Origin of the sequence: Bacillus cereus group sp. BfR-BA-01382, assembly GCF_022663475.1 — a bacterium.
Classification (GTDB): Bacteria; Bacillota; Bacilli; order Bacillales; family Bacillaceae_G; genus Bacillus_A; species Bacillus_A thuringiensis_S.
Map to the genome: position 1 here is coordinate 42331 of NZ_JAKUFQ010000001.1, position 22732 is coordinate 65062.

Consider the following 22732-nt stretch of genomic DNA (forward strand, 5'->3'; position numbering starts at 1 on the left):
TGTGAAGGAACGATGAAGAAGAATATGACTAAATTTCATACCAATAAGGGAGCAGGTTATTTTATGATATTTTTCCTCCTGCTCTTTTTGCTGTTATTAGCCCGATTTTTTTACATACAATCAACAGGAACAGTTCATAATCAAGATTTAGATGCACTTGCTAAACAAAAGCATAGTAAAACAGGAGTTCTTGAAGCGAACAGAGGAACCATTTATGATCAAAACGGTCATGTGTTAGCGCAAGACGCAAACTCTTATAAAATAGTAGCCGCCCTAAAAGGTGCTAACTCTGTTGAGAATAAAGAAGATACTGCAAAGAAAATTGCAGGAGTACTTGGAAAAGGCGAAGAGGATATTTTAGCTTCTTTAAATAAGGAAGGTAGAAGTCAAGTCGAATTTGGAACGTTAGGTAAGGATTTGACGAAAGAAAAGAAGGAACAAATAGAAGCGTTGAAGTTGCCGGGAATATCTTTTATTACAGAAAATGCAAGGGTGTATCCAAACGGTGATTTCGCATCTTACGTTATAGGTCATGCAAAACCAAATGAGAATGGAACCTCGGTAGGTCAATTTGGCATAGAGAAAAGCTTGGATAAATATTTAAGTGCTTCTAACGGAGAAGTAGCATATACAGGTGACCGTAAAGGTGTGTCTCTTGATGGTGGAAAAGTTAATGTAAAGGCACCTAAAAATGGAGATAACGCGTATTTAACAATTGATCACCGTGTCCAAAGTTATTTAGAAGACGCGATGAAAGCAGCAAGTAAGCAATATGAACCAGAAAGTTTAATAGGGATTGTTGCAGATCCGAAAACTGGAAAAATATTAGCGACGTCTACTAAACCTAGTTATGACCCTAATGATCGTCAAATTAAATATTTCTTCAATGACGCAATTGCCAATGCATTTGAACCTGGATCAACAATGAAAATTTTCACGTTAGCGGCAGCTATTAATGAAGGTGTGTACAAAGGGCAAGATTATTATCAGTCCGGGACATATCAAGTCGGAAATAGGAAAATAAAAGATCATAACGGCGGTGCTGGTTGGGGCTCTATCACGTTTGATGAAGGGGTAGAACGTTCTTCAAACGTAGCGTTTGCAATTTTAGGAGATCAAAAACTTGGTCCAGAACGTTTCCGAAAATATATTCATAGTTTTGGATTAGATGAAAAAACGAACATTGATTTATCAGGTGAAGGATCGAATACAATTTTATTTGATCAGCAAATACAACAAGTGACAACAGCTTTTGGACAAGGTTCCACTGTAACACCAATTCAGCTTGTACAAGCTGCAACAGCTATTGCAAATGATGGGAAAATGATGAAACCTTATGCAATTGATAAAATTGTAGATCCGATAACAGGGAAAGTAAAATTAGAACATAAGCCAGAAGAAGTAGGAAAACCTGTTACAAAGGAAACAGCAGCGCAAGTAAGACAGTTATTAGAACGTGTTGTTACATCTCCGAAAGGTACAGGGACAGCTTATAAAATTGATGGATATTCAGTTGGTGGTAAAACAGGTACAGCGCAAATTCCGGATGGAAAAGGCGGCTATATGACAGGAAGACAGAATTATATATTCTCATTCTTAGGTATGGCACCAATGGACGACCCACAACTTGTTGTTTATGTAGCTGTAAAACAGCCGAAATTAAAAGATGATGAGAACGGTGCACAGCCTTTAGCTGATATTTTTAAATATGTAACAAAAAATAGTTTAGAGTATTTAAAGATTAAGCCAAATGAAGTGAAAGATCCGAAAAAACATCTGAAAGAGCAACAAACTACTGTTCCAGATGTAACTGGTAAAACGATGGCTGAAGCGGGGAAAGCAATTGATAAAGCAAAACTTCGTCCAATCGTATTAGGTGAAGGGAAAGTACAGCAACAAGTACCAAAAGCGACTGAACAAACATTGAAAGGCGACCGAGTCTTCTTGGTAGGAGATAAGCCTACAATGCCAAATATACAAGGATGGGCACTGCGTGATGTTATGAATTTAGCGAAGACATTACAGCTTAACTTGAAGCCTTCTGGTACAGGATACGTAACAGAACAAAGTGTGGCGGAAGGAACATTATTACAACCTGGTACAGAATTAGGTGTCACACTCGTACCGCCACTCGAACCACAACAAGAAGCAGAAAAGCCGTAATGGTAAAAGAGAAGAAGTTCTAATTAAATAAGTACAAGCATATATTGGAACAAGCTAGGCGTAAGGGAGGCTTGTTCCGATATGCGTGTATCAAATGTAACAGTTAGAAAACGACTTATTTTTATACTTATATCAGGTATACTTATCTTCACTATTATCGATATTCGTCTTGGATATGTGCAATTTTTTCTTGGGAATATGTTAACGGATCGTGCGAAAGATTCATGGAGTCGTAATATTACTTTTGAACCCGAACGTGGGAAAATTTTAGACCGAAATGGTGTGGAACTTGCCACGAATAAAAGTGCTCCAACTGTCTTTGTTGTACCGAGGCAAATTGAAAAACCAGCAGAGACTGCAGAGAAGTTAGCTGCAGTATTAGGTGTGGAAAAAGATGAGATTTATAAGAGGATTACAAAAAAAGAATCGATTGTAAGGTTAGATAAAGGCGGAAGGAAAATATCACATGACAAAGCGAAAGAGGTACGAGGCTTAAGTTTGAAGGGCGTGTATATCGCAGAGGATTCTATCCGGTACTACCCATTTGGGAATTTTTTATCACATGTATTAGGTTTTGCAGGTAGCGATAACCAAGGTCTTATGGGACTAGAAAAATATTATGATAAGGAGCTAAATGGGGACAAAGGTCATGTGCGTTTTTTTGCAGATGCGAAAGGACAAAGGATGCCTAATGTTGGTGATGATTTCAAAAAACCAGAAGCTGGTTTAAATTTAGGATTAACAATCGATGCGCGTATTACAAGGATTATGGAAAGAGAAATGAATATTGCGGAGTCAACTTATAATCCAGACGGTATGATTGCGATTGCAATGAATCCTAAAAATGGTGAAATTTTAGGTATGTCTAGTCGGCCGAGTTTTGATCCAGCGGATTTTCAAAGTGTCTCTCCAGAAGTGTATAACAGAAATCTACCTGTGTGGAGTACGTATGAGCCTGGTTCAACATTTAAGATCATTACATTAGCTGCAGCATTGAATGAAAATTTAGTAGACTTAGAGAAGGATACGTTTTATGATGATGGAGCAGCTGAAGTCGGTGGAGCTAGATTGAAATGCTGGAAAGCAGGAGGTCATGGCAGTCAAACGTTTTTAGAAGTCGTTCAAAACTCATGTAACCCGGGATTTATTGAACTTGGTGATCGCCTTGGTAAAGACCGGTTATTTAAATACATTCGTAATTTTGGTTTTGGGCAGAAGACTGGAATTGACTTGCAAGGTGAAGGCAGTGGGATTTTATTTAATTTAGATAAAGTTGGTCCAGTAGAGCAAGCAACAACTTCATTCGGCCAAGGGGTTTCTGTTACACCAATTCAACAAGTAGCAGCTGTAGCGGCGGCTGTAAATGGTGGAACATTGTATCAGCCGTATATAGCTAAGGAGTTTATTGATCCAAAAAATAATCAAGTTGTTAGTAAAAAGACACCTGTTGAGAAAAGAAAAGTTATTTCCAAGGAAACTTCAGAAAAAGTTCGTTATGCATTAGAGAATGTTGTAGCGAAAGGTTCTGGTAAAGGAGCTTATATTGATGGATATCGTGTAGGTGGAAAAACGGGTACTGCTCAAAAGGTGAAAGATGGTAAATATTTAGAGAATAATTATATTGTATCTTTTATCGGATTTGCTCCAGCGGATGATCCAGAGATTGTTGTGTATGTTGCTGTGGATAATCCAAAAGGGGTTACACAGTTTGGTGGAGTGGTAGCAGCTCCAATTGTCGGGAATATCCTTCGAGATGCTCTTCCTGTTATGGGAGTGAAAACGAGAAAAGAACAAGTTGAGAAAGAATATAAATGGGGCGATACACCAACTGTGGAAGTTCCGAATTTAATTGGAATGAAAAAGAAAGACTTACAAACACAACTCGTCGATTTGCAGCTTGATATAAGTGGAGATGGAGAGAAAGTAATTAAGCAATCACCAGAAGCGGGAGCTAAAGTAAAAGAAGGCTCAAAAATTAGAATTTACTTCGGGAATTAAAGGTAACATAGTACGTTTTATGGTACAATTGGTGGAAGTGAGTTCTTTATAGAACAGTTACTTAATGTGAGACAATAAGTGTCTCATTCATAAATAGGCCAGTAGCACTTACCTCCTTATATAGGAGGTAATGTGTTGCTTACTGAAAAAAAGATAAATAAACAATGTAGAGAGGGTTTAGTGAAATGAAGTTGCATACACTTTTATCATGTTTGCATGATTTTCCAGTTGTTCCAAAAGAAAATCCAGAAATCACATCTATAGAAGCTGATTCACGTAAAGTGAAAGAAGGAAGCTTATTTGTATGTATGAAAGGATATACGGTTGATAGCCATGATTTTGCTAAGCAAGCAGCGGCACAAGGAGCGGCTGCTATTGTTGCGGAAAGACCAATTGATGTTGACGTTCCAGTTGTACTTGTGAAAAATACTTTTCGTTCGTTAGCGGTTTTAGCTGATTATTTTTATGGTCAACCGACACACAAGTTACATTTAATCGGAATTACAGGTACAAATGGAAAGACAACAACATCGCATATTATGGATGAGATTATGCGAGCACATGGTCATAAAACAGGGCTAATTGGGACGATTAATATGAAAATCGGTGATGAAACATTTGAGGTGAAAAATACAACACCAGATGCACTAACACTTCAACAGACGTTTTCAAAAATGGTTGAACAAGGTGTGGACAGCACGGTAATGGAAGTTTCGTCACATGCGTTAGATCTTGGTCGTGTACACGGATGTGATTACGATGTAGCGGTGTTTACGAATTTAACACAAGATCATTTAGATTATCATAAAACGATGGAAGAATATAAACATGCAAAAGGGTTACTATTTGCACAGCTTGGCAATAGTTATAATCATAATCGTGAAAAGTACGCTGTGCTGAATAGCGATGATAATGTAACAGAAGAGTATATGAGAAGTACTGCAGCAACAGTTGTAACATATGGTATTGATACAACAAGTGACATTATGGCAAAAAATATCGTTATGACGAGTGGCGGGACTACATTTACGCTTGTCACACCGTATGAAAGTGTAAATGTTACGATGAAATTAATAGGTAAATTCAATGTATATAACGTACTTGCAGCAACAGCAGCAGGACTTGTTTCGGGTGTGAAATTACAAACAATCATTGCTGTTATAAAAGAACTAGCTGGGGTTCCAGGACGTTTTGAAGTTGTTGATGGCGGACAAAATTATACAGTTATTGTTGATTACGCGCATACGCCGGATAGTTTAGAAAATGTATTAAAAACTGCAAAACAATTTGCAAAAGGTGATGTGTATTGTATCGTTGGTTGTGGCGGCGATAGGGATCGAACAAAGAGACCGATAATGGCAAGTGTTGCAACAAAATATGCAACTCATGCAATTTATACATCAGATAATCCAAGAAGTGAAGATCCAGCGGCTATTTTAGATGATATGGTACAGGGTGCAAGTGGGAATAATTATGAAGTGATTATTGATAGAAAAGAAGCGATACACCATGCGATCGCTAATGTGAAAGCAGATGATATCATTATTATTGCTGGTAAGGGTCATGAAACGTATCAAATTATTGGTAAAGAAGTTCATCATTTTGATGATCGTGAAGTTGCGAAAGAAGCAATTACAGGGCGTTTAAACAACGAAGAGTAACAACGTGAGAGGAGGACTACATGTGCTTGAGCAAGGTTTATTAGTAACGGCTGGGGTAGCATTCTTAATTTCTGTTGCCCTTTCGCCATTGTTTATTCCATTTTTAAGAAAATTAAAGTTCGGACAGAGTATTCGTGATGAGGGACCAAAGTCACATCAAAAAAAATCAGGGACACCGACAATGGGCGGTATTGTCATATATGTATCTATGATGGTCACTTCACTTATTATGGCGATTAAGTTTAATCATTTAGGTGCAGAGGTTTCGTTATTATTATTAGTGACATTTGGTTATGGATTGATTGGATTTTTAGATGACTACATAAAGGTAGTTAAGAAGAGAAATCTTGGTTTAACATCAAAACAAAAATTAGTAGGTCAGCTTGTTATTGCTATTGCGTTCTTTTTAATTGGAAAAGGGCAAGCATTTCACACATATATCATGATTCCAGGTACGGATGTTAAGTTTGAATTAGGTTGGGCGTATTTTGTACTTGTGCTATTTATGCTAATCGGTGGCTCGAATGCGGTTAACTTAACTGATGGTTTAGATGGTTTATTATCAGGAACAGCGGCTATTGCATTTGGAGCATTTAGTATTATTGCAGTAGCGCAAGAACAATTTGGAGTTGCGATATTCTGTATGGCAGTTGTCGGAGCAGTACTGGGATTTTTAGTATTCAACGCGAATCCAGCAAAAGTATTTATGGGGGATACAGGTTCCTTAGCTTTAGGTGGAGCTATCGCAGCTGTAGCAATTTTATTAAAACAAGAATTACTACTTGTAATTATTGGTGGAGTATTCGTAATGGAAACTTTATCTGTTATTATTCAAGTTATTTCGTTTAAAACAACAGGAAAACGTGTCTTTAAAATGAGTCCATTACACCACCATTATGAATTATGTGGTTGGTCAGAATGGCGCGTTGTTGTAACGTTTTGGTCTGTAGGATTTTTATTAGCTGTGTTAGGAATTTATATCGGGGTGTGGATGTAATTGAAAACTGTAACTGAATTTCAAAATAAAAATATTCTTGTATTAGGCATTGCAAAGAGTGGTTATGCAGCAGCTACTTTGTTGCAAAAATTAGGGGCGAATGTCATTGTAAATGACGGAAAGCCTTTAGCAGACAATGTACTTGCTGCAGAATTACAAGCAAAAGGAATGGACGTTGTATGCGGTGGCCATCCTTTAGAATTATTAGAGAGAAATATTTCTCTTGTCGTTAAAAATCCAGGAATCCCGTATTCTAATCCAATATTAGTTGCTGCGAAAGAAAAAGAAATTCCAATTGTTACGGAAGTTGAATTAGCATATCGTATTTCAAAAGCACCATTTGTTGGAATTACAGGGTCTAATGGTAAAACGACGACAACAATGCTGACATTTGAAATGTTAAAAGAAGGGCAAAAGCATCCTGTTATTGCAGGGAATATAGGAACTGTAGCTTGTGAAGTAGCACAGGATGCAAAAGAAAATGAAGTTGTAGTTACAGAGCTTTCATCGTTCCAATTGATGGGAGTAGAATCGTTCCAACCTAAAATTGCAGCGTTCTTAAACTTATTTGAAGCCCACTTAGATTACCATGGGACGAAGAAGGAATATGGTTTAGCAAAAGCAAATGTTTTTAAAAACCAAACAGAAAACGATTATAGTGTAATAAATGCGGATGATGCAGATGTGATGGAGTTATCTGCGGATACTAAAGGTCAAAAAATCCTGTTTTCGACAACGAAAGAAATTGAAGATGGTGCGTGTATAAAAGATAACGCTCTTTATTTCAAAGGTGAAAAAGTTGTTGAAGTAAGTGATATCGTTTTACCTGGTCAACATAATCTAGAAAATATTTTAGCTGCGATGAGTATTGCGAAATTATTAGGTACTTCTAATGAAGCAATTACGGTCGTGTTAAAACGTTTTACTGGTGTAAAACATCGTTTAGAATATGTAACAACGATTAACAACCGTAAGTTTTATAATGATTCAAAAGCAACGAATATGTTAGCGACTGAGAAAGCACTATCTGCGTTTACACAACCGATTGTGTTACTAGCAGGTGGGCTTGATCGCGGAAATGAATTCGATGATTTAATTCCGTATTTCAAAAATGTAAAAGCGATTGTAACATTTGGACAAACAGCTCCCAAACTAGTAAGAGCGGCAGAAAAAGCGGGATTAGATATAATTGAAAGTGTCGATACTTTAGATGAAGCAGTGGTGAAAGCTTATGCTCATTCTAAAGAAGATGATGTTGTTCTTCTTTCTCCAGCGTGTGCAAGCTGGGATCAATTTAAAACATTTGAAGAAAGAGGAGACATTTTTATACAAGCTGTGCATAAACTTATATAAAGTAAATCAAAACATCAGTAGGCTAACACCTACTGATGTTTTGTTACATAGGGCAAAAGGTTCTGCCTAAAGAGGTGGTGTTTGTGGGTAATGAAGAAAACGCCTGATTTTATTCTCATCATCGTAACACTTTCATTGTTGACAATCGGAATGATTATGGTTTATAGTGCGAGTGCAGTTTGGGCCTCTTATAAAATGGGGGACTCATTCTTTTTTGCCAAAAGACAATTACTGTTTGCGGGTCTTGGTGTAGTAGCTATGTTTTTTATTATGAAAATTGATTATTGGGTGTGGCGTACGTATTCAAAAGTAATTTTGCTAGTTTGCTTCATTCTTCTTATTCTCGTTCTTATTCCTGGAGTAGGTCTTGTTCGAGGAGGAGCACGAAGTTGGATTGGGATCGGAGCATTTTCGATTCAACCGTCAGAATTTATGAAGTTTGCGATGATTATTTTCTTGGCAAAGTTTTTAGCGGAACGGCAAAAATTGATTACATCTTTTAAACGTGGTTTATTACCGGCTCTTAGTTTTGTGTTTCTTGCTTTTGGGATGATTATGTTACAGCCAGACCTTGGGACAGGAACGGTAATGGTTGGGACATGTATCATTATGATATTTATTTCGGGAGCGAGGGTCTTTCACTTTGCGATGTTTGGTTTGCTTGGTGTAGCAGGGTTTGTAGGGTTAATCGCATCAGCACCGTATCGAATGAAGCGCATTACATCATATTTAGACCCGTGGGCAGATCCGCTTGGAAGTGGATTTCAAATTATCCAATCATTACTCGCAATTGGACCCGGTGGATTATTTGGACTTGGGCTTGGACAAAGTAGACAAAAATTTCTTTATTTACCTGAACCACAAACTGACTTTATATTTGCAATCTTATCCGAGGAATTAGGTTTTATTGGTGGTTCATTTGTGTTATTATTATTTAGTCTATTATTATGGCGCGGGATTCGTATCGCATTAGGAGCGCCAGATTTATATGGTACGTTTTTAGCAGTAGGTATTGTGGCGATGATTGCGATTCAAGTAATGATTAATGTTGGTGTTGTAACAGGACTGATGCCCGTTACGGGTATTACCTTGCCGTTTTTAAGTTATGGTGGATCAAGTTTGACATTAATGTTAATGGCAGTAGGTGTATTATTAAATATAAGTCGCCATTCTCGCTACTAAACCCTGTTTATAAGACAGGGTTTTTCGTATGTGTGTAAAAATGCAATATGTATATAGAAATAAATATAATGGAAATAAGAAAAGAGAAGCGGAGGAGTTAGTAGTGCGTGTATTAGTGAGTGGTGGGGGTACTGGTGGTCATATTTATCCAGCTCTTGCTTTAATTAGAGAAATAAAAAAGTTAAATCCAGAAGCAAGATTTTTATATATTGGTACGGAAAATGGACTAGAGAGTACAATCGTTCCAAAAGCAGGTATACCATTTCAATCTATTGTTATAAGCGGATTTAAACGAAAAATATCATTAGATAATGTGAAAACAGTAATGCGTTTTCTAAAAGGTGTACAGGATAGTAAACGATATATTCGTCGTTTTAATCCGGATATCGTAATTGGAACGGGTGGATATGTATGTGGACCAGTTGTATACGCTGCAGCCAAATTAGGTATTCCGACTATTGTACATGAACAAAATAGTGTACCAGGTGTAACGAACAAATTTTTAAGTCGTTATGTTGATAAAGTTGCTGTTTGTTTTGAAGCAGCTACAGAGCATTTTCCAGAGTCAAAAGTGGTAATGACAGGTAATCCGCGAGCATCAGAGGTAATGGATCAAAATGGAATGAAAGGGAAACGTTCAGTTGGGCTTTCTCTTCCTAAAAAGTCTGTACTTATATTTGGTGGAAGTCGTGGGGCTAGACCGATTAACGATGCCTTCGTTGAAGCAATTGAACAGTTTGGGAACAAAAGCTACGAAATACTATATGTAACAGGTGAAGTACATTATGACAAAGTGATGGAAGCCGTGAAGCAAAAAGGGAACCCGAACAATGTTATTATTAAGCCGTTCATTCATAATATGCCAGAGGTACTAACTGGTGTAGACCTTGTTGTTTCAAGGGCTGGGGCAACAACACTTGCAGAATTAACAGCGTTAGGAAAACCAAGTGTGTTAATACCGAGTCCGTACGTAACAAATAATCATCAGGAAAAGAATGCACGTTCAGTTGTTGATAAAGGAGCGGCAAAAATGTTACTTGAAAAAGATTTAACAGCTGAAACACTTATTCGTGATATTGATGAGATTTTATTGGATGCACAAACATTACAAAATATGAAGCTAGCTGCTAAGAAACTAGGTATTCCAGATGCAGCAAATAAGCTGTATGAAGTAATGAATAAGCTTGTAAAAAAATAAAGTGAGGCTTTAATCAGTGGGGAGTGATTCTCTCTCGTTGATTATTACCTTTCACTAATCGGATGTTTACTGGCATCCCGATACCGCCTAACTTCTTTGTTACCGCCGAATTTTGATTTAGGAGCTGTAATGCCCGTAAATAGAGGGATAACGTTAGGTGAACGCCCTGCATATTATTGTCATAAGGAGACTTAATATGGGGGAGATTGTCTATGGAACAATTAGTAAATGAGCTTATAGAAGCAGACGTTGGTCGTGTTTTAGTTAACGAGTCGTTAGCGCGTTATACAACTATGAAAATAGGTGGACCAGCGGATATTTTAATTGTGCCTAAGCATGTAGCCGGTATTGAAAAAACATTACAGTTAGTAAAGCAATACAAAACGAAGTGGACTGTAATTGGGCGCGGTTCAAACCTTCTTGTATCTGATCGAGGCATAGAAGGTGTTGTTATTCGTTTAGGAGAAGGATTAGATCACTTAGAGGTCGAAAAACATAAGGTAAGAGTTGGTAGTGGATATTCTCTTATTAAATTGTCAACTTTACTTAGTCGTCAAGGGTTAGCTGGATTGGAGTTTGCAAGCGGCATTCCAGGAAGTGTCGGTGGTGCAGTATATATGAATGCAGGTGCACATAAATCGGATATATCGAGTGTATTATCGAAGGCTCTCATTCTGTTTGAAGACGGTACAATTGACTGGTTAACGAATAAAGAACTGGAGTTTTCTTATCGGGCATCTGTATTGCAAACGAAACGGCCTGGTATTGTTTTAGAGGCGGAGTTTCAATTACAGGCGGGAAAACGTGAAGAAATTGTACGTAGCATGCAAAATAATAAAGATTACCGCCGTGAAACGCAACCATGGAATCACCCGTGTGCAGGAAGTATATTTCGGAATCCAATCCCACATTTTGCAGGCGATTTAGTAGAAAAAGCAGGGCTTCGTGGTTATAGGATTGGTGGAGCTCAAATTTCTCAAATGCATGGCAATTTTATTGTTAATACCGGGGGAGCTTCAGCGCAAGATGTATTGTCCTTAATTGAATTAATAAAACATACAATTAAGGATAAATTTGATGTAGATATGCACACAGAAGTAGAAATCATTGGAAGATAACGGTTATTCGTTCCGCTCATTATCATTTATGTTATAATAAGAAGATAAGAACGGCATGAGGAACATGCCGTTCTTTATGTTACATAGGGGGATCGTACATGAATAATAGTAAAGTGATTAAACTACAAGATCGTGTACCAAAATTGAAAAATCAAAAGAAAAAAAACAAAAAAAATGTTAATCATCGATTGATTTTATACATATCAATTTTATTTTTATTAGTGCTCTTTTTAATTTATTTTCGGTCTCCGCTTAGTAATATAAAAAAGATTAGTGTGTTTGGAAATCATTATATGACGGATGAGCAAGTAATGAAGGATTCAGGCGTGACATATGATACAAGTTATTTCCGAGTGACAGCACATAAAGCTGAAGAAAACTTAACGAAGCGAAAAGAAATTAAAGCAGTAAATGTAAAAAAACGTTTTCCAAACAAGATTGATGTTCATATTGAAGAATATTTAACGATTGGTTATATAAATAAAGAGGGAAAATTACAACCGTTATTAGAGAATGGAAAAACACTTGATGTACTACCTAATGGAAAACTTCCTGTTGCAGCACCGATTTTCGAACCTTTTAAAGAAGAGAAAATGAAGGAGTTAATCGCTGAACTAGAAAAATTAACACCAGCTATTTTAAAATCTATTTCGGAGATTCGCTATTCTCCAACGAATGCGAATGAAGATCATCTTACTTTATATATGAATGAAGGTTATGAAGTGAGCACTACGATTCAAAATTTCGCAAAACGTATGGAAGCCTATCCGCTTATTTTAAAAACAATTGAGCCAGGTAAGAAGGTATTAATTGATTTAGAAGTAGGTGCATATACGAAAGAATTAGGTGCGGAAGAAAAAAAAGAATAGAATGGTAGTTTTCGTTGCTTATAGCAGAAAAAACAAAACAAACGTTCTATTATATGCATACGAATTTAGAAGAATGGTTCATTTGATGAAAAATATGTAAAAATTCTTAGATTCATACTAGTATTGGTACAAGTTTCACTTTTCTATGAGTACATCTTAGTGTAGACTTATACTTGGCGGTAAACTTTACACTCGAAATAGAATTATTTCAAGATAAGCAGTTATTCATAGTTTACTGCGATATTCTTAATTGAATGCTAAATAAAAATAAGAAAAATATAGGGTTAAAAAAGGGAAACGTATAAAGACGTTGAATATTTTTCTTATAAATAGTAAAGTTGCGATTGTTGTTCCATATATTGAGTTGTATGGTATAAATAAAGAAGGAGGTGCCAAAGAATGAACAGCAATGAAATATATGTTAGTCTTGACATCGGTACATCCAATGTTAAAGTCATCATTGGTGAAATGGTTAATGACAGCTTAAACATTATTGGTGTTGGAAATGTAAAATCAAATGGTTTAAAGAAGGGATCGATAGTTGATATAGACGAGACTGTTCGATCAATTAAAAAAGCAATTGAACAAGCTGAGCGTATGGTGGGAATCCATATTGAGCAAGTTGTAGTAGGTGTCAATGCAAACCAGGTACAGCTACTTCCTTGTCACGGAGTAGTCGCTGTTTCAAATGAAGATCGTGAAATCGGGAATGAAGATGTCTTACGCGTTCTAGATGCAGCACAAGTTGTGTCAATTGCTCCAGAACGTGAGTTTATTGATGTGGTACCTCGACAGTTCATCGTAGACGGTCTTGACGAGATTAACGATCCACGCGGGATGATCGGTGTAAGATTAGAAATGGAAGGTACACTTATTACAGGCTCGAGAACTTTACTACATAACCTACTTCGTTGTGTAGAAAAAGCAGGTCTTGAAATTGTTGATATTTGTCTTCAACCTTTAGCGGCTGCAACAGTTGCTATATCTTCAGATGAAAAAAATAGAGGAGTAGCCCTTGTTGATATGGGGGGAGGATCTACAACTTTATCTATTTTTAAAGACGGAGAGTTACAAGCGACGAGCGTATTACCATTAGGTGGAGACCATATAACGAAGGATATTGCAATTGGGTTGAAAACTTCAACAGAAAATGCAGATCAAATTAAGTTGAAATATGGACATGCTTTTTATGATACAGCATCTGAAGAAGAGATGTTTACGGTTCCTATTATGGGAAGTGATCAAACAGAACAATATTCTCAGTTGGAATTATCGGATATAATAGAGGCTCGTGTAGAGGAAATTTTAATGTTTGTTCAAGATGAAGTGCGTAAGTTAGGAGTAAAGCAAGTGGCTTCTGGTTATGTACTAACTGGCGGGATTGCTTCTATGCCAGGTGTTCTTGATCTTGCATATGATATTTTACATGAAAATGTTCGTGTAGCAACTCCTGATTATATTGGTGTGCGTGAGCCCCAATATACAAGCGGAGTTGGATTAATTAAACATTCTTATCAAAAAGCTAAATTACGTGGGAAAAATGTGCAGGAAAAGCAAGAGCATTTTGAAACAGTACCAGCACCAGCACCAACGCCGGTACAACAGCAACCTGCGAAACAAAAAACTCGTAATCAAAACAATAATAATCAAAATGATGACCGTATGATGTCAAAAGTAAAACGTGTATTCCGTTATTTATGGGATTAAAATTGGACACGAAAAATGAGGTTCTAGGGGGATTTCGACATGTTAGAGTTTGATACTACTCAAGATCAATTAGCGAATATAAAAGTTATCGGTGTCGGCGGTGGCGGAAACAATGCTGTAAACCGTATGATTGAACACGGTGTACAAGGTGTAGACTTTATCGCTGTGAACACTGATGCACAAGCATTAAATCTATCAAAAGCTGAAACAAAAATGCAAATTGGTGGAAAATTAACGCGTGGACTTGGTGCAGGCGCAAACCCTGAAGTAGGGAAAAAAGCTGCAGAAGAAAGTAAAGAACAGATCCAAGAAGCACTTCGTGGTGCGGATATGGTCTTCGTAACTGCTGGTATGGGCGGTGGAACTGGAACTGGTGCAGCTCCAGTTGTTGCTCAAGTTGCAAAAGAATTAGGTGCTTTAACAGTTGGTGTTGTAACACGTCCATTTACTTTTGAAGGACGTAAACGTGCAACGCAAGCAGCATCTGGTATTGCAGCATTTAAAGAAAATGTAGATACTCTTATTGTAATTCCAAACGATCGCTTATTAGAGATCGTTGATAAAAATACGCCAATGTTAGAAGCATTCCGTGAAGCTGATAACGTATTACGTCAAGGTGTTCAAGGTATTTCGGATTTAATTGCAACGCCAGGTTTAATTAATTTAGACTTTGCAGACGTAAAGACAATTATGTCTAATAGAGGTTCTGCTTTAATGGGTATTGGTTCTGGTAACGGGGAAAATCGTGCTGCAGAAGCTGCGAAAAAAGCGATTTCTAGTCCATTACTAGAAACATCTATTGATGGAGCTCAAGGTGTTATCATGAATATTACGGGTGGCGCTAACTTAAGCTTATATGAAGTACAAGAAGCGGCAGATATCGTAGCCTCAGCTTCAGATCCAGAAGTAAATATGATCTTCGGTTCTGTTATTAACGAAGGATTAAAAGATGATATCGTTGTAACTGTAATTGCAACTGGTTTTGATGATAGCATTGCAACTCAACCACCAAAACCAATTATTCGTCCGAATGCGAACCACACGCAACAACAGCAACAACCAGTAGCTCAACCTTCAAAACAACGTGAAGTAAAACGTGAAATGAAGCGTGAAGAGCCAGTTGTACATGAACGTCATTCAGATTCAGATGATATCGATATTCCAGCATTTTTACGTAACCGTCGTAGACGATAAAAAAAGGAGCTTTCATGCTCCTTTTTTGTTTTTTAAATGGAAAAGACCTGCTAAGCAGGTCTTTTTTTATTTCGTATATTTCAATATATTTTGTTGGTGAAAATAAGAGTATATCATTCTATGAATTTGTACTTTTATTCTTTACCGACAGATTATGTCTAGAAATCACAAAATAACAAAAAAACACCTCCGCAAATTGACACACTTTCCTATTGGATATGCATTATACTAGTCTCAACTTGAAAAAAGAGGTGAATTGTTTGGTTGTTTACGCCGACGTTGTTTGGTTGTTAAACGCCTGCATTGATTTTCTTCTGCTTTTATTAACAGCTACCGTGTTAAAAAAGAAAATCAAAAGATGGAGGCTTGTGTTAGGGGCATTTATAGGTTCAACTATTGTTATTTTTGCCTTTACTCCTTTTGCTTCTATGATGACACATCCAATTATGAAACTACTGTACTCGTTACTTATTGTGTATACAGCATTTGGGTTTACAACATTTAGAAATTATGCACAGACTGTTTTTACTTTTTACTTTGTAACCTTTATGGTTGGCGGAGGATTAATTGGAACTCATTTCTTTTTGCAAACGAATGAAATGGTAAATGGATTGGTTCAATCTCAGTCAATTTCTTACGGCGATCCAATTAGTTGGTTATTTGTTATTTTTGGCTTTCCGGTAATTTATTATTTTTCTAAAAAGCGTATTGAAAGCGTAGAGGTCACGAAAATACACTATGACCAAATTGTGAAAGTAAAAATTCAATTGGCCGAAGAAGAACTAGAACTGGCAGGTCTTATTGACAGTGGGAACCAACTTTACGATCCATTAACAAAAACACCCGTTATGATTATGCATGTTTCATCATTAGAACATTGCTTACCATCTTGGTTAACAGAACAAATTTATTCCAAAACAGAAATTCCTCAAATACCAGAAAATGATTCTGGTTGGGCGACAAAATTACGTTTAATTCCTTTCCGTGCAGTAGGAGTAGAAAGTCAATTTTTGTGGGCAATTAAGCCTGACAGTGTGCAAGTTGATCATGAAGGTAGTTCTATTGTTGTAAACAAAGTATTAATTGGATTAAATACACAACAACTGTCTACAAATGGGGAGTATCAATGTATTGTGCATCCAAAAATGTTGATTTCACAAAAAATGGTGATCGCTTAATAATGAGAGGCGGGATAATATGATGAAATTAAAATTTTATTTAGTATACCTTTGGTATAAAGTATTGCTGAAATTAGGAATTAAGACCGATGAAATTTATTATATTGGTGGAAGTGAAGCGTTGCCACCACCGTTAACGAAAGAAGAAGAGGAAGTTCTTTTGAATAAATTGCCAAAGGGAGATCAGGCAGCAAGGTCATTACTTATTGAACGTAACTTAAGGCTCGTTGTATATATAGCAAGAAAGTTTGAAAATACAGGGATAAATATTGAAGATTTGATTAGTATAGGAACAATCGGCCTTATTAAAGCGGTAAATACATTTAATCCAGAAAAGAAAATAAAATTAGCAACATATGCATCGCGTTGTATAGAAAATGAAATTTTAATGCATTTACGTCGAAATAACAAAAATCGTTCAGAAGTTTCTTTTGATGAACCGCTAAATATTGATTGGGATGGGAATGAACTGTTGTTGTCTGACGTGTTAGGTACAGATGATGATATTATTACAAAAGATTTAGAAGCTACTGTAGATCGTCACCTTTTAATGAAAGCATTACACCAATTAAATGATCGTGAAAAACAAATTATGGAACTTCGGTTTGGTCTTGCCGGAGGAGAGGAAAAGACGCAAAAAGATGTGGCGGATATGCTTGGGATTTCACAGTCATACATTTCGCGTTTAGAAAAAAGAATTATAAAAAGATTACGAAAAGAATTTAATAAAATGGTGTGAAGAATAAGACCAGCCGTTATGTAGGCTGGTCTTATTCTATTTAGTTGTATTAGGAAAGATAATTTAAATAAAAAATCGTGAAAAAACCATATGCATAAAATCCCCTTCAAAGGAAATACTTTACACTGTACAGCAACTCCCGATAGGAGGGAACACTTTGACGAGAAACAAAGTAGAAATTTGCGGTGTTGATACAGCTAAACTTCCAGTATTAAAAAATGAAGAGATGCGTAAATTATTTCGTGAAATGCAAAGTGGAGAGATAAGCGCAAGAGAAAAATTAGTGAATGGAAACTTACGTCTTGTACTGAGCGTCATCCAAAGATTTAATAACAGAGGAGAATATGTTGACGATTTATTTCAAGTTGGTTGCATTGGACTTATGAAATCAATTGATAATTTTGATTTAGGCCAAAATGTAAAATTTTCAACGTATGCTGTGCCGATGATTATTGGGGAAATACGCAGATATTTGCGTGATAATAATCCAATTCGCGTATCGCGCTCATTGCGAGATATTGCGTATAAAGCTTTGCAAGTAAGAGAAAAGTTGATTGCAGAAAATTCAAAAGAACCAACAGCAATGGATATTGCAAAAGTGCTAGAAGTAACTCATGAAGAGATAGTATTTGCTTTAGATGCGATTCAAGACCCAGTTTCATTATTTGAACCGATTTATAATGATGGAGGAGATCCTATCTTTGTTATGGATCAGTTAAGTGATGAAAAACAAAAGGACGAGCAGTGGGTTGAAGAATTAGCATTAAAAGAAGGAATGAAGCGTTTAAATGATCGAGAGAAAATGATTATTAGAAAACGTTTCTTCCAAGGAAAGACACAGATGGAAGTTGCAGAAGAAATTGGGATTTCCCAAGCGCAAGTATCACGTTTAGAGAAGTCAGCCATTAAACAAATGAATAAAACGATTCAAGGATAAGGTCTCACCAATTATGGTGAGACCTTTTTATATGTAATATGGTTTGTGCTCATAGTAGGGGATTAGTGTTCATATAATGAAACTAGCATGGTGTTTCGTATAGGTGGCTTCCTGTAAATATGAGAAACAGTTTCCAATTCGTCATATAAGGGAGAGGATAAAAATGGTGATACGAATTTCAGAGTTACAGATGAAGGATGTTATAAATATTTCAGATGGAAAAAGGATTGGGAATATTGGAGATATTGAAATTGATATGAACACAGGGAAAATTTGTTCTGTTATTATTTCCAAACAGACACGTATGCTAGGTATTTTTGGAAAAGATGTTGAGATTGTAATTCCTTGGAAGGAAATTGTGAAAATTGGGGAAGATGTCATACTTGTAAGAGTAAATCCTGTTAATTCTGTAACAGAATCAATACAAACACCGACAATTTCATAAAGAATATTACAAATTCCTCTTTTTTTTCTGTTAGGATTATGAAAAAATAAAAGTATGGTAAAATAGACAGGAAGTACCATGCTTTTTTCTGTTATTTTAATTAAAAGGAGCCGCTTTATTATGAGAGAACCATTTAAATATGTGGACGGTATACTGTATTTACAAGCGTGGAAAGAACTTGGAAACATTACTGCTGGATTTACGACAAAAGATGGTGGGATAAGTACGGGCTCCTTTCATGCGATGAATTTAGGATTACATGTGAATGATATCGTGGAGAACGTTCATGAAAACAGACGCATTTTAGCAAATAAGTTACAAAAACCATTAGAAAACTGGATTTGCTCTGAACAAGTTCATGCTCATCATGTTGAAAAAGTAGGGCAACAGGAAAAAGGAAGTGGCGTCTATTCATATGAGGACGGCATTTCAAAAACAGATGGCATTTATACGAGTAATGAAGATGTTCTGTTAACGTCTTGTTACGCGGATTGTGTTCCGCTCTATTTTTATGCACCATCACATGGTATGATAGGACTTGCGCATGCTGGATGGAAAGGCACTGTACAAGAGATTGCAAAGGAAATGATTCAAAAGTGGAATGCAGAAGGTATTTCAAGTGATGAAATTCATGTTGCAATTGGGCCGTCGATCGGATCTTGTTGTTATGTTGTGGATGATCGTGTATTAACAGCAGCACAGGAAGTAGTTAGCGGTGCTGTTCCTCATCAAAAAATTTCTGACGGGCAGTACGCAATTAATTTAAAAGAAATTAATCGTATATTATGTGTACAAGCAGGCATAAAAGAAGAGCATATTGTAATGTCATCTCTTTGTACAAGCTGTGAAGAGCAACTATTTTTCTCTCATCGTCGTGATCAAGGTAAGACAGGAAGAATGTTGAGTTTCATAGGTTTTAAGGAGGAAGGAAGCAAGTGACAGTACAAGAAAATTTAGTGATTGTAAACGAAGCTATTAAAGAATCTTGCGCTCGAGCTGGACGTTCGTTGCAAGATATTAAACTTGTTGCAGTGACAAAAACTGTAGGGATTGAAAAAACAAACGAAGTAATTGAAGCTGGAATTATCGATTTAGGTGAAAATAGAAATGAAGGTTTCTTACAGAAATACGAGCATTTCGGTTCAAAAGTTAATTGGCACTTTATTGGCTCATTACAAACGAGAAAAGTAAAAGAAATCATTAATGAAATTGATTATTTACATTCGTTAGATCGTCTTTCCCTGGCGAAAGAAATTCAGAAACGTGCTGATAAGAAAGTGAAATGCTTTATTCAAGTGAAAACCTCATCCGAAGAATCGAAGCAAGGATTGGCAATAGAAGAGGTTGTTTCTTTTATTCAAAGTTTGCAAGAATTCGATAAAATTGAAGTGGTCGGACTAATGACGATGGCTCCATTTACAGAAGAAGAGGAAGAAATCAGACGCTGTTTTAAGGAATTACGTATGCTACAAACAGAGGTGCAGGAGCTAGAGTTATTACATGCGCCATGTAAAGAATTATCAATGGGAATGTCCAACGATTACACGATTGCAATTGAAGAAGGGGCTACATATATTCGTTTGGGAACGATTTTAGTAGGAAAAGCGTAAAAGGAAGGAGAATCTTATTATGAGTTGGTCAAAAGTAAAATACTTCTTTTTTGATACACCGGAAGAAAAAGAAGCAGCTCAATATGGTTATGAAAAGGAGCAAACAGACATGAAAAAGCAGCAAGATCCACCAGAACAACAAGATGTTACGTTTCCGAAAGCGCAACCGAAGCAAAATGTTGTGAGTATTGAAACAGCAAAACAATCTTCAAAAGTTGTTTTATTAGAACCACGCACATATTCGGAAGCGCAAGGGATTGCGGACCACCTAAAAGGTAGACGAGCTGTTGTAATTAATTTGCAGAGAATGTCTACTGATCAAGCGGTACGTATCGTTGACTTTTTAAGTGGTACTGTATACGCTATAGGCGGGGACATTCAAAAAATAGGACCGAAAACATTTATGTGTACACCTGAAAATGTTGATATTGTTGGTGCAATTTCAGAGTTATTCGGTGAAGAAGAAGAAACAAATATAAAGAGGTGGTAATACGCCATGACAACAGTTTTAATGGTGTTAAGTTCTGCTATCGAGATTTACTCGTGGGCACTGATTATTTACATTCTCCTATCATGGTTTCCTGGTGCAAAGGAATCATCTTTTGGAGAGTTCTTGGCGCGAATTTGTGAACCGTATTTAGAACCATTCCGCAGATTTATTCCGCCGCTGGGTATGATTGATATTTCTCCACTCGTTGCGATTTTTGCGTTAAAACTTGCTAAAAGTGGTTTGTTCAGCTTGTTCGGCTATTTCTTATAGTAAGAGGTTAAATACATGAGCATTTACGAACATTTTAGGCCTGATGAAGAGGTCTTTGTAGATAAAGTGCTAGAGTGGAAGCGAACGGCGGAGTACCATCAAGTGAAATTAACAGATTTCCTTGATCCAAGACAGCAACAAATTGTTTCTATGGTAATTGGACAAGGAGATGTTGCTGTGCAATTTGGTGGTGCAACGCCTAATGCAGAGCGTAAAAGAGCACTCATTTATCCAGACTATCTAGAATTAAATGAAGAAGAATTTCAAGTAGAAGTATTAGAAATTGACTATCCTTCCAAGTTTTATACGCTAGAACATAGGCAAATATTAGGTACATTTATGTCTCTTGGTTTAACGAGAGAAAAATGTGGTGATATTTTGCTGCAAGAAAATCGTGCCCAAATTGTAGTTGCGAAAGAAATCGTATCGTACATTGAGATGAACTTACAAGCAATAGGAAAAGTAAAAGTCTCCTTATCAGCAGTACAAGGAGAACAAATTCTACAGATACATGAAACGTGGGGGGAGAAATCTGGAACGGTTTCTTCACTTCGTTTAGATGTTATGTTAGCTGAAATGTTACATTTATCTAGACAGAAAGTACAACCTTTCATTAAAAATGGTTTAGTAAAAGTTAATTGGAAAATAGTGGAACAAACTTCTTATGAATGTTATCCAGGAGACGTTTTCTCTGTTAGAGGATATGGCCGAAGTAAATTATTTTCTGTAGAAGGTAGAACAAAACGCGACAAATGGAGAATTTTGTATGGTATACTAAAATGATTGGTTTTTTAGAAGGAAATCCTCCTATTTTGTCGAAGAAAAGATATAATTGAAAGAGGAAATTTAGATAACTACTTGGAGGTGGCGTTGTGCCGTTAACACCATTAGATATTCATAACAAAGAATTTGGTCGCGGATTCCGTGGCTATGATGAAGATCAAGTAAATGAGTTTCTTGATCAAATTATCAAAGATTATGAATTGGTCATTCGTGAGAAAAAAGCTTTAGAAGAAAAAGTTGCGCAGTTAGAAGGGAAGTTAGATCATTTCTCTAATATTGAAGATACGTTAAACAAATCTATCGTTGTTGCGCAAGAAGCAGCGGAAGAAGTAAAACGTAATGCGCAAAAAGAAGCGAAATTAATTGTGCGTGAAGCTGAAAAGAATGCTGATCGTATTATTAACGAAGCATTAGTAAAATCAAGAAAAGTTGCTTTTGATATTGAAGAGTTAAAGAAACAAGCGAAAGTATTCCGAACTCGTTTCCGTATGTTATTAGAAACACAGCTTGAAATGTTAAACAACGATGATTGGGATAAACTAATTGAGTTAGAAGACGAAGTAGATGAACTGTTGAAAAAAGAAGAAACAGTGTAAGCTTGACGTTTTTCTCATTATTACATATAATTTTAAACAACATATTTATTAAGAAAAACGAAGATAGGGATAAGTACCTTTTCAAACCTTATATAGCGAACTGAGGACGGTGTAAGCTCAGGATAAGGAGATAGTGGGAATATCACCCTGGAGTTCCGCGCTGAACAAATAGAGTAAGCGTAGGCGTGTATTCGCGTTAAGAATATAAGAGGATTCTATACATATGTATATGATCTACTAGGGT

General features: G+C 36.5%; 21 protein-coding genes and 1 other annotated feature (1 of these 22 cut by a window edge). All 21 genes read left to right on the top strand.

The window, feature by feature from the left end; all coding sequences use genetic code 11:
- The first annotated feature begins 12 nt into the window (after positions 1 to 12).
- The 21 genes from MR160_RS00245 to divIVA all read left to right on the top strand — a co-directional run bounded on the left by MR160_RS00245 (position 13) and on the right by divIVA (position 22488).
- Positions 13 to 2163, top strand: coding sequence for a penicillin-binding protein (locus MR160_RS00245; protein ID WP_000739962.1), 2151 nt, complete (start codon positions 13 to 15; stop codon positions 2161 to 2163).
- Between the two features lie 81 nt (positions 2164 to 2244).
- Positions 2245 to 4161 carry a stage V sporulation protein D gene (locus MR160_RS00250; protein WP_242297023.1) on the top strand — a complete coding sequence of 639 codons (1917 nt, stop codon included), beginning with the start codon at positions 2245 to 2247 and terminating at the stop codon, positions 4159 to 4161.
- 185 nt (positions 4162 to 4346) lie between these two features.
- Entirely contained in the window at positions 4347 to 5822 is a 1476-nt protein-coding gene (murE, locus tag MR160_RS00255; protein ID WP_000766291.1) for a UDP-N-acetylmuramoyl-L-alanyl-D-glutamate--2,6-diaminopimelate ligase, read from the top strand.
- A gap of 22 nt (positions 5823 to 5844) precedes the next feature.
- Positions 5845 to 6819 carry a phospho-N-acetylmuramoyl-pentapeptide-transferase gene (gene mraY / locus MR160_RS00260; RefSeq protein WP_000893058.1) on the top strand — a complete coding sequence of 325 codons (975 nt, stop codon included), beginning with the start codon at positions 5845 to 5847 and terminating at the stop codon, positions 6817 to 6819.
- Entirely contained in the window at positions 6820 to 8172 is a 1353-nt protein-coding gene (gene murD, locus MR160_RS00265) for a UDP-N-acetylmuramoyl-L-alanine--D-glutamate ligase (RefSeq protein WP_000860096.1), read from the top strand. It begins immediately after the preceding gene.
- Between the two features lie 90 nt (positions 8173 to 8262).
- Positions 8263 to 9354, top strand: a complete 1092-nt coding sequence (spoVE, locus tag MR160_RS00270; RefSeq protein WP_000753521.1) for a stage V sporulation protein E — start codon at positions 8263 to 8265, stop codon at positions 9352 to 9354.
- Between the two features lie 103 nt (positions 9355 to 9457).
- Positions 9458 to 10552 carry an undecaprenyldiphospho-muramoylpentapeptide beta-N-acetylglucosaminyltransferase gene (murG, locus tag MR160_RS00275; protein WP_014894899.1) on the top strand — a complete coding sequence of 365 codons (1095 nt, stop codon included), beginning with the start codon at positions 9458 to 9460 and terminating at the stop codon, positions 10550 to 10552.
- A 212-nt stretch (positions 10553 to 10764) separates the two neighbouring features.
- Positions 10765 to 11670 (top strand): UDP-N-acetylmuramate dehydrogenase, encoded by a 906-nt coding sequence (gene murB, locus MR160_RS00280; protein ID WP_000437031.1) that lies wholly within the window; start codon positions 10765 to 10767, stop codon positions 11668 to 11670.
- Positions 11671 to 11768: 98 nt separating this feature from the next.
- Positions 11769 to 12539 (top strand): cell division protein DivIB, encoded by a 771-nt coding sequence (gene divIB, locus MR160_RS00285; protein ID WP_001065791.1) that lies wholly within the window; start codon positions 11769 to 11771, stop codon positions 12537 to 12539.
- Between the two features lie 399 nt (positions 12540 to 12938).
- Positions 12939 to 14246, top strand: a complete 1308-nt coding sequence (ftsA, locus tag MR160_RS00290; RefSeq protein WP_001087559.1) for a cell division protein FtsA — start codon at positions 12939 to 12941, stop codon at positions 14244 to 14246.
- Between the two features lie 39 nt (positions 14247 to 14285).
- Positions 14286 to 15440 (top strand): cell division protein FtsZ, encoded by a 1155-nt coding sequence (gene ftsZ, locus MR160_RS00295; RefSeq protein WP_000888984.1) that lies wholly within the window; start codon positions 14286 to 14288, stop codon positions 15438 to 15440.
- A 260-nt stretch (positions 15441 to 15700) separates the two neighbouring features.
- Entirely contained in the window at positions 15701 to 16618 is a 918-nt protein-coding gene (gene spoIIGA / locus MR160_RS00300) for a sigma-E processing peptidase SpoIIGA (RefSeq protein WP_000261975.1), read from the top strand.
- Between the two features lie 19 nt (positions 16619 to 16637).
- Positions 16638 to 17357 carry an RNA polymerase sporulation sigma factor SigE gene (gene sigE / locus MR160_RS00305; protein ID WP_000976948.1) on the top strand — a complete coding sequence of 240 codons (720 nt, stop codon included), beginning with the start codon at positions 16638 to 16640 and terminating at the stop codon, positions 17355 to 17357.
- A gap of 157 nt (positions 17358 to 17514) precedes the next feature.
- Positions 17515 to 18294 carry an RNA polymerase sporulation sigma factor SigG gene (gene sigG, locus MR160_RS00310; RefSeq protein WP_000197755.1) on the top strand — a complete coding sequence of 260 codons (780 nt, stop codon included), beginning with the start codon at positions 17515 to 17517 and terminating at the stop codon, positions 18292 to 18294.
- Positions 18295 to 18457: 163 nt separating this feature from the next.
- On the top strand, positions 18458 to 18739 hold the full coding sequence (locus MR160_RS00315) for a YlmC/YmxH family sporulation protein (protein ID WP_000236745.1): 282 nt from the start codon (positions 18458 to 18460) through the stop codon (positions 18737 to 18739).
- A gap of 120 nt (positions 18740 to 18859) precedes the next feature.
- Entirely contained in the window at positions 18860 to 19678 is an 819-nt protein-coding gene (gene pgeF / locus MR160_RS00320) for a peptidoglycan editing factor PgeF (RefSeq protein ID WP_001209008.1), read from the top strand.
- Complete coding sequence (locus MR160_RS00325; RefSeq protein WP_000218005.1) at positions 19675 to 20349, top strand: YggS family pyridoxal phosphate-dependent enzyme; 675 nt, start codon at positions 19675 to 19677, stop codon at positions 20347 to 20349. The genes pgeF and MR160_RS00325 overlap by 4 nt, the downstream gene beginning before the upstream one ends.
- 19 nt (positions 20350 to 20368) lie before the next feature.
- The gene (locus MR160_RS00330) at positions 20369 to 20839 is read left to right on the top strand and encodes a cell division protein SepF (RefSeq protein WP_000119129.1); all 471 of its coding nucleotides are present in this window, start codon (positions 20369 to 20371) and stop codon (positions 20837 to 20839) included.
- Between the two features lie 6 nt (positions 20840 to 20845).
- Entirely contained in the window at positions 20846 to 21109 is a 264-nt protein-coding gene (locus MR160_RS00335; RefSeq protein ID WP_000214323.1) for a YggT family protein, read from the top strand.
- A gap of 15 nt (positions 21110 to 21124) precedes the next feature.
- A complete protein-coding gene (locus tag MR160_RS00340) occupies positions 21125 to 21892 on the top strand; it encodes a YlmH family RNA-binding protein (RefSeq protein WP_000029712.1) in 768 nt (255 codons plus the stop codon).
- Between the two features lie 89 nt (positions 21893 to 21981).
- Positions 21982 to 22488 carry a septum site-determining protein DivIVA gene (divIVA, locus tag MR160_RS00345; RefSeq protein WP_001131611.1) on the top strand — a complete coding sequence of 169 codons (507 nt, stop codon included), beginning with the start codon at positions 21982 to 21984 and terminating at the stop codon, positions 22486 to 22488.
- A gap of 51 nt (positions 22489 to 22539) precedes the next feature.
- Positions 22540 to 22732, top strand: a binding site (T-box leader); it runs 30 nt beyond the window's last position.